Annotated in this window: 8 protein-coding genes and 2 pseudogenes; 8 read left to right on the top strand and 2 right to left on the bottom strand. The window is 66.1% G+C overall.

What is annotated here, in order from left to right; all coding sequences use genetic code 11:
- Window positions 1-169: 169 nt before the first annotated feature.
- The gene (locus QZ609_RS19660) at window positions 170-1,018 is read left to right on the top strand and encodes a substrate-binding domain-containing protein (RefSeq protein WP_295498375.1); all 849 of its coding nucleotides are present in this window, start codon (window positions 170-172) and stop codon (window positions 1,016-1,018) included.
- Between the two features lie 142 nt (window positions 1,019-1,160).
- Complete coding sequence (locus QZ609_RS19655; RefSeq protein WP_295498373.1) at window positions 1,161-1,406, top strand: hypothetical protein; 246 nt, start codon at window positions 1,161-1,163, stop codon at window positions 1,404-1,406.
- Window positions 1,407-1,467: 61 nt separating this feature from the next.
- Here QZ609_RS19655 and QZ609_RS19650 read toward each other — a convergent pair whose 3' ends face one another.
- Entirely contained in the window at window positions 1,468-2,412 is a 945-nt protein-coding gene (locus QZ609_RS19650; protein WP_295498371.1) for a LysR substrate-binding domain-containing protein, read from the bottom strand.
- A gap of 225 nt (window positions 2,413-2,637) precedes the next feature.
- Between QZ609_RS19650 and xdhA the strand changes: the two genes are divergently transcribed.
- The 6 genes and pseudogenes from xdhA to QZ609_RS19620 form a co-directional block, all read left to right on the top strand.
- The gene (gene xdhA, locus QZ609_RS19645; RefSeq protein WP_295498369.1) at window positions 2,638-4,176 is read left to right on the top strand and encodes a xanthine dehydrogenase small subunit; all 1,539 of its coding nucleotides are present in this window, start codon (window positions 2,638-2,640) and stop codon (window positions 4,174-4,176) included.
- 23 nt (window positions 4,177-4,199) lie between these two features.
- A complete protein-coding gene (xdhB, locus tag QZ609_RS19640; protein WP_295498367.1) occupies window positions 4,200-6,566 on the top strand; it encodes a xanthine dehydrogenase molybdopterin binding subunit in 2,367 nt (788 codons plus the stop codon).
- Window positions 6,567-6,591: 25 nt separating this feature from the next.
- On the top strand, window positions 6,592-7,626 hold the full coding sequence (xdhC, locus tag QZ609_RS19635; RefSeq protein WP_295498377.1) for a xanthine dehydrogenase accessory protein XdhC: 1,035 nt from the start codon (window positions 6,592-6,594) through the stop codon (window positions 7,624-7,626).
- A 2-nt stretch (window positions 7,627-7,628) separates the two neighbouring features.
- Window positions 7,629-8,666 (top strand): adenosine deaminase, encoded by a 1,038-nt coding sequence (locus QZ609_RS19630; RefSeq protein WP_295498365.1) that lies wholly within the window; start codon window positions 7,629-7,631, stop codon window positions 8,664-8,666.
- Between the two features lie 18 nt (window positions 8,667-8,684).
- Complete coding sequence (gene guaD / locus QZ609_RS19625) at window positions 8,685-10,019, top strand: guanine deaminase (RefSeq protein ID WP_295498363.1); 1,335 nt, start codon at window positions 8,685-8,687, stop codon at window positions 10,017-10,019.
- Window positions 10,020-10,251: 232 nt separating this feature from the next.
- Window positions 10,252-10,521 (top strand): annotated as a pseudogene (locus tag QZ609_RS19620) (TMEM165/GDT1 family protein); the annotation flags it as partial.
- A 240-nt stretch (window positions 10,522-10,761) separates the two neighbouring features.
- Here QZ609_RS19620 and QZ609_RS19615 read toward each other — a convergent pair.
- Window positions 10,762-11,012, bottom strand: a pseudogene (locus tag QZ609_RS19615) (hypothetical protein); the annotation flags it as partial.

The raw sequence follows: 11,012 nt of genomic DNA, 5'->3' as shown, positions 1-11,012 counted from the left end.
CCGGAAATACCTCGAACTGGAATGTCATTATGTTTATGGTTTCCTATTTACTTCCCCGAAAGGCGCGGGAACAATCCCTACCGTTTCCGGTGAGTGCCCTTGTCGTCGCCTGCCGGCATCATGCAACATCCGACATAAGACGTCCACGCCTAGGCAACCTCCCCACGCCATGACCCGATTGTCTGCGACCCTCCGGTTCTCTGCTGTCTTCTGCATGACATTTGCCATCGCCGGCGCTGCATATGCTGGCGATCTCCGCATGGCGACCACCACCAGCACGGAAAACTCCGGTTTGCTCAAGGTGCTGCTGCCCAAGTTCGAGGCGGCCACGGGCGTGCATGTGCAGGTGATCGCCGTGGGCACCGGCAAGGCGGTCAAGCTGGGCGAAGCGGGCGACGTCGATGTGGTGCTGGTTCACGCCCGGCCGCTGGAGGATGCGTTCGTCGCCTCGGGCGGCGGCATCGACCGGCGCGATGTGATGTACAACGACTTCATCCTGGTCGGCCCGACCGATGACCCTGCGCACCTGCGCGGGCAGAAGAACGTGATCCAGGGCATGGAGACCATCGCCGCAGTCGGCGAAAAATCTGGCGCGAAATTCATCTCGCGCGGCGACAACTCCGGCACCGACATCATGGAAAAGGCCTACTGGAAGACCGCCAAGATCGATCCGAAGGGCAAGCCGTGGTACATCAGCGCCGGCCTCGGCATGGGCGAGGTGCTGAACATGGCCGCGCAGATGAGCGCCTACACCCTGTCCGACCGCGCCACCTACGGCGCCTACCGCGCGCGTACCGGCCTGGACATCGTGCTGGCTGGCGACCCGCGCATGTTCAACCCGTACGGCATCATCGCAGTGAACCCGGCCAAACACCCCGGCATCAACTACACCGATGCGACCAAGCTGATCGAATGGATCACTTCAGCGGCTGGCCAGCAGGCCATTGCAGAATTCAAGGTGAATGGGGAGCAGGTGTTCTTCCCGGACTATGGGAAGGCGGTTGCCAGCGGCCACTGACGCCCTGCCGTTTGATCGCCCTTACATCCGTTACAAAGTGATAACACTGGCGTGACGGGCACCTCCCTATCCTTGCCGTACCCGGGCACCGCACGACACGTCGCGAAAGACCCGGAGCCAGCAACCCAGGAAGGAGAAACCCATGCGCAAGACCCACGCGCTTTCGTTGTTTGTTGCTGCCGCGCTCGGCGTGACGGCGGTTGGCGCCTACGCCAAAGGTGGCGCCGGCGGCGCCTCGGCCGGCCATATCAGCAGCCATGGCCTGGCCGACTCCAACGGCCATGATGCACTTGATCGGGACAAAGGGCGTGCACGCGCCTCGGATCGTCACGAAATCCACGCTGCGGCGCATCACAAGCATGCGCACAAGGCCGGCGCCAAACACTGATCGGCCCGCCCCCTCCTGAACCGCATTGCCCGACAGCCGCTAACGTGCGGCTGTTTTCATTTCAGGCCGCCGTTTCCAACTGCGGATGCTGCGGCAACTCCGCCGCCACCTCACCGATCATCCGGCGTAGCCACATCACATCCGGCGCGGCATGGCTGCGCTCGTGCCAGAGCTGGTAGAAGCGCATCTTGGGAAACGACACCGGCGCCGGCAGGATGCGGATCGGCAGGTACTGCGCGCAATGCGCCGCAAATTGCCGCCCGGTCGTGAAGACGAGATCGGTGCGCATCAGCACATAGGGCACCAGCCCGAAGTACGGCAGCGACACCTGGATCTGGCGCTTGAGCCCCTGCTCCGCAAGTGCCTGATCGATCATGCTGCGCTGCATGACGGCATATGGCGCGGGCGCCAGGTGCGGCATCTCCACGTAGTGCTTGAGCGAGATGCCCTTGCGCGCCAGCGGGTGCTGCGCGCCCAGCATGCAGACGACTTCATCGTCGAACAGCGGCGAAATATGCAGGTGCTCGGGCGGCGACAGCCAGTTGCCGATCACCAAGTCCATGCCGCCCTGCTCCAGCGCGGCCAGGTAGTCCACCCCGGCATTGAGCGGATGCACCACCAGCTTGGCGTTCGGCGCATGCTTGCGCAGGCGCTCGACGATGTTGGGCAGGAAGAATGCGTCCAGGTAATCGGGCGCGCCCAAATGGAAGGTGCGCGTGGTGTTGACCGGATCGAACTCCTGCGACGGCCGGGCGATGCGCTCCATCGCCTCCAGGCTTTGCTGGGCGAGCGCGAGCAGCTCGTGGCCGCGCTCGGTCGGCACCATGCCGTTCTTGCCGCGCACGAGGATGGCGTCGCCGGTGATCTCGCGCAGGCGCTTGAGCGTATTGCTGATGGCCGGCTGCGACTGGCCCAGCTTGACGGCCGTGCGCGTCACGCTCTGCTCGGTCAGCAGCGTGTACAGAACGCGCAGAAGATAGGTATCGAGGTGGTCTTTGCCGTGCATCTGGGGGCGGGCACGGGCAGCGCCGTACCGTCAAAAAAAACGTGCGAGGGATTCGCGGTGGGGTGATGTCAGTGTATGTCACCTGCACGTCGCGCCGCCAGACCGCTACCGGCGGGTATACCCCGGATTTTGGCTTTCCGATGCGGGTTATCACTTGGGCCAAATATTGCATTCCTGGGCCAGTGCTATGGTTCCAGTACACACATGAATAGGCAAAAGAACCCCATGGAGACTCAGCCCATCCGCTTTTTCCACCGCGGCCAGGTGCGCACCGTCACGGACGCGCCGATCACCCGGACGGTGCTGCAATACCTGCGTGAAGATGCGCACTGTACAGGCACCAAGGAAGGGTGCGCCGAGGGCGATTGCGGTGCATGCACCGTCGTGCTCGGCGAGCTGCAGGCCGACGGCAACGTCGAACTGAAGGCGGTCAACGCCTGCATCCAGTTCCTGCCGACGCTCGACGGCAAGGCGCTGTTCACGGTGGAAGACGTGCGCGGCAAGGATGGCGTATTGCACCCCGTTCAGCAAGCGATGGTCGAGTGCCACGGCTCGCAATGCGGCTTCTGCACGCCCGGGTTCGTGATGTCGCTCTACGCGCTTTACGAGAACACCGGCAGCGAGGCACCGATCCCCTCGCGCCAGGCCATCTGCGATTCGCTCACCGGCAACCTGTGCCGTTGCACCGGCTACCGTCCCATCATCGACGCAGGCGAACGCATGTTCGAGCTGCCCTCGCCCGCCGGCATCGATCGCAAGCAACTGGCTGAGACCCTGCGCAACCTGGAGCGCCGCGACACCTTCAGCTACGCGCCCGTCGGCACCGAGAATGCCCCGCGCTTCTACGCACCGCGCACGGCGTCGGCCTTCGCCGCCATCAAGGCCGCGCACCCGAACATCCGCATCCTGGCCGGCAGCACCGACGTCGGCCTGTGGGTCACCAAGCAGTTCCGCGAGCTGGGCGACATCCTCTACATCGGCCAGGTGGCCGACCTGTACGCGCTGGAAAAGCGCGACGGCTGGATCGAGATCGGCGCCGCCGTCTCGCTGGAAAAGGCCTACGCCCTCCTCGCCGAGGATTACCCCGAGCTGACCGAACTCTGGCTGCGCTTCGCCTCGCTGCCGATCCGCAATGCCGGCACGCTGGGCGGCAACGTCGCCAACGGCTCGCCAATCGGTGATTCGGCGCCGGCGCTGATCGCCATCGGCACGCGCGTCGTGCTGCAGCGTGGCGAGCAACGCCGCGAGCTGCCGCTCGAAGACCTCTACCTCGCCTACCAGAAGAACGCGATGGAAGAAGGCGAGTTCGTCGCCGGCCTGCGCATTCCCGTGCGCGAAGGGCGCGACGCCCTGCGCTTCCGGACGTACAAGCTGTCCAAGCGCTTTGACGAAGACATCTCCGCTGTGTGCGCTGCACTCGCCATCGAGCTGGACGGTGAGGATGGCAACACCACGGTGCGCAGTGCGCGCATCGCTTACGGCGGCATGGCCGCCACCTCCAAGCGCGCCACCGAAACCGAAGCGGCGATCATCGGCCAGCCGTGGAACGAGGCGACCGTGCGTGCTGCCATGGCAGCCATGTCGCGCGACTACACGCCGCTCTCCGACATGCGCGCCACCGACAACTACCGCCGCGTCTCCGCCGCCAACACGGTCTATCGCTTCTGGCTGGAAACCCGCACGGACGCGCCGCTCACGCAGGAACAGATCAATGTGCGCGCCGTCGAACTGAATACCCTCACCGCTGCATACAGCGCTGACTGAGCCGACTGCAAAAGAGACATCGCATGAACAAGCAAACCGAGTCCTTCCTGCTGGCGGAAGCCGACATTGCGGCGGCCATTCCTGACCAGCGCGGTGCCGTGGTCGGCATCTCGCGCCCGCATGAGTCTGCGCACCTGCACGTTGCCGGCACGGCCACCTATACCGACGACATCCCCGAGCTGGCCGGCACGCTGCACGCGGCGCTCGGCATGAGCACGCAGGCGCATGCGCGCATCGTCAAGCTGGGCTTGGACCGCGTGAAGGCAGCACCGGGCGTGGTGGCCGTGTTCACCTCGGCCGACATCCCGGGCACCAACGACTGCGGCCCGATCATCCACGACGATCCGATCCTGGCCACCGACACCGTGCACTTCATCGGCCAGCCGGTCTTCCTGGTGGTCGCCACCTCGCACGACGCCGCGCGCCGCGCCGCCCGCCTGGGCAACATCGAGTATGAAGTCCTGCCCCCGCTGCTGACGCCGGAAGACGCCCGCGCCGCCGGCCGCTCCGTGCTGCCGCCAATGCACCTCAAGCGCGGCGAACCGGCCGAGCGCATCGCCAGCGCGCCGCATTCGGAAGCCGGCCAGATGGCGCTGGGCGGCCAGGAGCAGTTCTACCTGGAAGGCCAGATCTCGTATGCCGTGCCCAAGGAAGACAACGGCATGCACGTGTGGTGCTCGACCCAGCACCCCACCGAGATGCAGCACATGGTGTCGCACATGCTGGGCTGGCACGCCAACCAGGTGCTGGTCGAATGCCGCCGCATGGGCGGTGGCTTCGGCGGCAAGGAATCACAGTCGGGGCTGTTTGCCTGCTGCGCCGCGCTGGCCGCCTGGAAACTCGCCTGCCCGGTCAAGCTGCGCCCGGACCGCGACGACGACATGATGATCACCGGCAAGCGGCACGACTTCCGCTTCGCCTATGAAGCCGGCTACGACGACAACGGCCGCCTGCACGGCGTGAAGGTCGACATGACCTCGCGCGCCGGCTTCTCTGCCGACCTGTCCGGCCCGGTGATGACGCGTGCCATCTGCCACTTCGACAACGCCTACTGGCTGCCCGAGGTGGAAATCGACGGCTTTTGCGCGCGCACCAACACGCAGTCGAACACCGCCTTCCGCGGCTTCGGTGGCCCGCAGGGCGCGTTTGCCATCGAGTACATCATGGACAACATCGCGCGCTCGGTCGGCCGCGATTCGCTCGACGTGCGCCGCGCCAACCTCTATGGCAAGGACAAGAACAACGTCACGCCGTACGGCCAGACCGTGGAAGACAACGTCATCCACGAGCTGCTCGACGAGCTGGAAGCGTCGTCCGACTACCGCGCCCGCCGCGAGGCCATCCGCGCGTTCAACGCGAACAGCCCCGTGCTCAAGCGCGGCCTGGCGCTCACGCCCGTGAAGTTCGGCATTTCGTTCAACGTCAAGCACTTCAACCAGGCCGGCGCGCTGGTGCACGTGTACAACGACGGCTCGATCCTCGTGAACCACGGCGGCACCGAAATGGGCCAGGGCCTGAACACGAAGGTCGCGCAGGTGGTCGCGCACGAGCTGGGCGTGGCCTTCACCCGCATCCGCGTGACAGCCACGGACACCAGCAAGGTGGCCAACACGTCGGCCACCGCGGCTTCGACCGGCAGCGACCTGAATGGCAAGGCCGCGCAGGACGCCGCACGCCAGATCCGTGAGCGGCTGACGGCATTTGCCGCGCAGCACTACCAGGTGCCCATCGAGACCGTCGCCTTCGTGGCCGACCAGCTTGAGATCGGCGCGCGCCGTGTGCCGTTCGACGAGCTGATCCGCCTGGCCTACATCGCGCGCGTGCAGTTGTGGTCCGACGGTTTCTACGCCACGCCCAAGCTGCATTGGGACCAGTCCAAGCTCAACGGCCGCCCGTTCTACTACTACGCGTACGGCGCAGCCGTGTCGGAAGTGGTGGTCGATACGCTCACCGGCGAATGGCGCCTGCTGCGCGCCGACGTGCTGCACGACGCCGGCCGCTCGATCAACCCGGCGCTGGACATCGGCCAGGTGGAAGGCGCGTTCATCCAGGGCATGGGCTGGCTGACCACGGAAGAGCTGTGGTGGAACAAGACCGGCAAGCTGATGACGCACGCGCCGTCCACCTACAAGATCCCGACCGTCAACGACTGCCCGCCGGACTTCCGCGTGCGCCTGTTCAACAACGCCAACGTGGAGGACAGCATCCACCGCTCCAAGGCGCTGGGCGAGCCGCCGCTGCTGCTGCCGTTCTCGGTGTTCTTCGCCATCCGCGATGCGGTGGCCGCCGTAGGCGATGGCCGCACCAGCCCACCGCTGAACGCACCGGCCACCAGCGAGGAGATCCTCAAGGCGGTGGACGCGATCCGCAGCGCCCCGCTGTCTGCCTGAGCCCGGAGACACCGTCATGACCACCATGGACCACACGCAACTACGCCCGTTCCGCTTTGCCGACGTGCTCGCCACCGTGCAAGCCGGGCAGCGCTGCGTGCTGGTCACGGTGACGGACGTGCAGGGCTCCGCCCCGCGCGAGCCCGGCACGCTGATGCTGGTGGGCACCGACGGCTTCTTCGGCACCGTCGGCGGTGGTCACCTGGAATGGCGCGCGATGGAAATCGCACAGGCGATGATGGAGGCGCCCGAGGCCAGCGGCGAGGCGCGCCGCCAGTTCGTACGCATCCCGCTGGGCCCGGCGCTGGGCCAGTGCTGCGGCGGCGTGGTGCGCCTGTCGCTGGAGCGTCTCGACGCACGCGATGTGGATTGGATCGCCCTGGCCGATGACGCCATGCGCCAGCGCCGCAGCCTGCGCCGCTTCGTCTCTATCGACCCAACGACACCGGTCGAAGCGAGCATCGGCGATGCCGCTGCGGCCGGTGTGGCGCTCGACCCGATCGGCTTCACGCAGACCGTGCTGCCGCCCGACATGTCGATCGTGCTGTGCGGCGCCGGCCATGTCGGCCACGCCATTGTGCGTGCGCTCGCGCACCTGCCCTGCCGCGTGACCTGGGTGGACGAACGCGATGCGATGTTCCCGTTCCCGACCGAGGTGCCGCCCAACGTCGTCATCGAATCCACCGATACGCCGGAGGCCGTGATCGACCACGCGCCCGCCGGCAGCTACTTCCTGGTCATGACGCACAACCATGCGTTGGACCTCATGCTGTGCGAACGCATCATGCGCCGCGCCGACTTTGCGTACTTCGGCCTGATCGGCTCCAAGACCAAACGCGCACGCTTCGAGCACCGCATGGTCGAGCACGGCGTGGACCCGGCGCGGCTGCCGGAAATGGTGTGTCCGATTGGCGTGGCGGGCATCGTGGACAAGGCGCCGGATATCATTGCGGTATCCGTCGTCGCCCAGCTGCTGCAGGTGCGCGAGCTCCAGCAGCACGCGCTCACCAGTGCCAGCAGTGGGGCGGCGGTTCCATACCGCGTCCCCACGTCTGCCTAATCATGCCGATCTCCCCCGCTCTTGCAGAACGCATCGCCACCAGCCCGAAAGCCGAACTGCACATCCACATCGAAGGCTCGCTCGAACCCGAACTGATGTTCGCGCTGGCCGAGCGCAACAGCGTCAAGCTGCCCTACGCCTCGGTTGAGGAAGTGCGCGCCGCTTATGCCTTCGACGATCTGCAATCGTTCCTCGATCTGTACTACGCCGGCGCCAGCGTGCTGCTGACCGAGCAGGATTTTTACGACATGACCGCCGCCTACGTGGCGCGCGCCCTGGCCGACAACGTCCGCCACGCCGAGATCTTCTTCGACCCGCAGACGCACACCGCGCGCAACGTGCCGATGCACGTGGTCATCCACGGCATCGTCCGCGCGCTGGATGACGCCGAGCGCGAGCACGGCTTCTCCAGCCGCCTGATCCTCTGCTTCCTGCGCCACCTGAGCGAGGACGACGCCTTCGCCACGCTCGAAGCCGCCCTGCCCTACATCCAGGACCCGGCCAACCGCATCGTCGGTGTGGGGCTGGATTCGTCGGAGCGCGGCAACCCGCCGGAGAAGTTCGCACGCGTGTTCGCCCGCTGCAAGGAACTGGGCCTACGCCTGGTCGCCCATGCCGGCGAGGAAGGCCCGGCGCAGTACGTGATCGACGCGCTCGACATCCTGCATGTGGAGCGCATCGACCACGGCGTGCGCGCCATCGATGACGCCGCCCTCGTCAAGCGCCTGGCCGCCGAGCGCGTGGCGCTGACGGTCTGCCCGCTGTCGAACGAGAAACTGAAGGTCTATCCGGACTTGCGCGACCACTCGCTCAAGCAACTGCTGGACGCCGGCTGCGCGGTCACGCTGCACTCCGATGACCCGGCCTACTTTGGCGGCTACATGAACACCAACTGGCTCGCCACCTTCAACGCCCTGAACCTGTCCGCCGCCGATGCCCACACGCTCGCGCGCAACAGCTTCGAGGCGTCCTTCCTGCCCGAGCAGGACAAAGCCCTGTGGCTGGCCAAGGTCGACGACCACTGGAAAGCCCCACACTAAAACCATTACGAGACGACGATGACCACGATGCCTCCGACTTCCAACACCGTTCACGCCTACCGCGGCCGCGTGCTGCATTTCCTGCACGATCCGCAGTATCGCGAGCGCGATGCCTACGAATATTGGGAAGACGGCCTGCTCGTGGTCTCGGCCGGCAAGGTGCTGCAGGCTGGCGACTACGCCACGCTGCGCGAGACCTTGCCCGCCGACGCGCAAGTGCACGACTACAGCGGCAAGCTGATCGTGCCCGGCTTCATCGACACGCACATCCACTTCCCGCAGACGGACATGATCGCGTCGCCGTCGCCGGGCCTGCTGCACTGGCTGGAGACGTACACCTTCCCCGAGGAGCGCCGCTTCGAGAGCCCGCAGTACGCGGCCGGCGTGGCGTCATTCTTCCTCGACGAGCTGCTGCGCAACGGCACGACCAGCGCGATGGTCTGGAGCACCGTGCACCGCGGCTCGGCCGAGACGCTGTTCGAGCAAGCGCAGCAGCGTGGCATGCGCCTGATCACCGGCAAGGTGATGATGGACCGCAACTGCCCGGAATACCTGCGCGACACGGCCGAATCCGGCGCGCGTGACTCGGCCGACCTGATCTCGCGCTGGCACGGCAAGGATCGCCTGGCTTACGCCATCACGCCGCGTTTCGCGCCGACCTCGAGCGAAGCGCAACTGGCCGCCTGCGGCGAGCTTGCCAAGCAGTATCCGGACGCCTTCATCCAAACCCACGTCGCCGAAAACCCCGACGAAGTGAAATGGGTGGCCGACCTGTTCCCGAACGCGCGCAGCTACCTGGACGTCTACGACCGCTACGGCCTGCTGCGCAAGGGCGCCTTCTACGGCCACGCCATCTGGCTGGACGACAGCGACCGCCAACGCCTGGCCGAATCCGGCGCGGCCGTGGCGCACTGCCCCACCTCCAACCTGTTCCTGGGCAGCGGCCTGTACAACTTCCACGCCAGCGACGCGCACCGCCTGGCGCTGACGCTGGCCACCGACGTGGGCGGCGGCAGCTCGTTCTCGATGCTGCGCACCATGGGCACAGCGCACAAGGTCGCGCGCATGGGCGGCTATCACCTGACCGCGCTGCGCATGTTCTACCTGGCCACGCGCGGCGCCGCCGAGGCGCTGGGCTGGGAAGACCGCATCGGCAGCTTCGTGCCGGGCGCCGAGGCCGACTTCATCGTGCTGGACCCGGCCGCCACGCCGCTGCTGGCACGCCGCAATGCGCGCTCGGAGACGCTGGAAGAGCTGCTGTTCTCGCTGGCGCTGCTGGGCGAGGATCGTGCGGTATCCGCCACCTACATCCAGGGTGCACCCGCCAAATTTGCGATTGGCGCAGGGGCCTGATCCCCACATACGCGCCGCTTCCATTGGGGAGGGCGCCGCCCAGGGTCGATACCCCGGGGCCACGTCAATCGACTTGACCGCCGCCAGGACCACGGAGATTCGAGCAGGCGGTGATGACATGGTCAGCCGCACTCAGGGTGCCACCCCGGCACCCGGTGACGCGCCTGGCGAGACCGATGACACGCGGAAAGGTGCGTCATTGGTTCGCACACGGCCCGGACACCACCACAACATGGAAGCCTTTCTCGTGCCCACCGGCATCGTCGCCCTCGCGGAAATCAGCGACAGGACCCAACTGTGGTCGATCCTGCTGGCTGCACGTTTTTGAAAGCCGGTGCCGATCGTCATCGGCATCTTCATCTCCACCCTCATCAACCATGCCTGCACCGGCGCCGTCGGCGGCTGGATCACGCGCGTGCTCGGCGAGAACGTGCTGCTCTGGATCCTCGACGCGGTCTTCATCGCCATGGCCACATGCATGCAGATTTCCGACAGGCTGGATGCATACCGATCAAGCTGGCACACCGGATACGGCACTGACCTTCCCGGTAATGGGCGTGCTGACACTGCTGGGCTTGGGAAAGTCATCCGGTATCTAGGGCCGTAGGGCCACCCTGGGCACAGGCTCAGGGCGAAAAAAAACGGGGCCGGAGCCCCGTTCAACCCTCACCGGTCATGCCACTCGCTAGGGACGAATGGCATGCTCCGATAAACCGTTTGTGTTCTTGCTCTGGCGTGCGCCTCAGTTGATCTTGGCGCCGCCTTCAAACCACTTGGCGATGAGCGTGCGCTCGTCGTCGGTCATCTGCGTCACGTTGCCCAGCGGCATCAGCTTCTGCTGCACGGCCTGCTGGTAGACCAGCTGTGCGTGCGCTGCCAGCTGGTCCGGCGTATCGAGCAACACGCCCTTGGCCGGAGAAGGCATCAGAGTAGGGTGTGCCGAGTGACATTGGTAGCACCGTGCGGTAACGACTGCCTGTACTTTGGCGAAGT

Source organism: uncultured Ralstonia sp. (assembly GCA_913056305.1).
In the GTDB taxonomy this organism is placed as follows: Bacteria; Pseudomonadota; Gammaproteobacteria; order Burkholderiales; family Burkholderiaceae; genus Ralstonia.
Note: the sequence above shows the minus strand (reverse complement) of the source record. Positions and strands in the feature narration are given on the sequence as shown.

Bases quoted from the DNA above. Each gene is read 5' to 3' on its own strand.
- guaD (WP_295498363.1), top strand. From the start codon at position 8,685: ATGACCACGATGCCTCCGACTTCCAACACCGTTCACGCCTACCGCGGC.
- QZ609_RS19655 (WP_295498373.1), top strand. From the start codon at position 1,161: ATGCGCAAGACCCACGCGCTTTCGTTGTTTGTTGCTGCCGCGCTCGGC.
- QZ609_RS19650 (WP_295498371.1), bottom strand. From the start codon at position 2,412: ATGCACGGCAAAGACCACCTCGATACCTATCTTCTGCGCGTTCTGTAC.
- xdhB (WP_295498367.1), top strand. From the start codon at position 4,200: ATGAACAAGCAAACCGAGTCCTTCCTGCTGGCGGAAGCCGACATTGCG.
- xdhC (WP_295498377.1), top strand. From the start codon at position 6,592: ATGGACCACACGCAACTACGCCCGTTCCGCTTTGCCGACGTGCTCGCC.
- xdhA (WP_295498369.1), top strand. From the start codon at position 2,638: ATGGAGACTCAGCCCATCCGCTTTTTCCACCGCGGCCAGGTGCGCACC.
- QZ609_RS19660 (WP_295498375.1), top strand. From the start codon at position 170: ATGACCCGATTGTCTGCGACCCTCCGGTTCTCTGCTGTCTTCTGCATG.
- QZ609_RS19630 (WP_295498365.1), top strand. From the start codon at position 7,629: ATGCCGATCTCCCCCGCTCTTGCAGAACGCATCGCCACCAGCCCGAAA.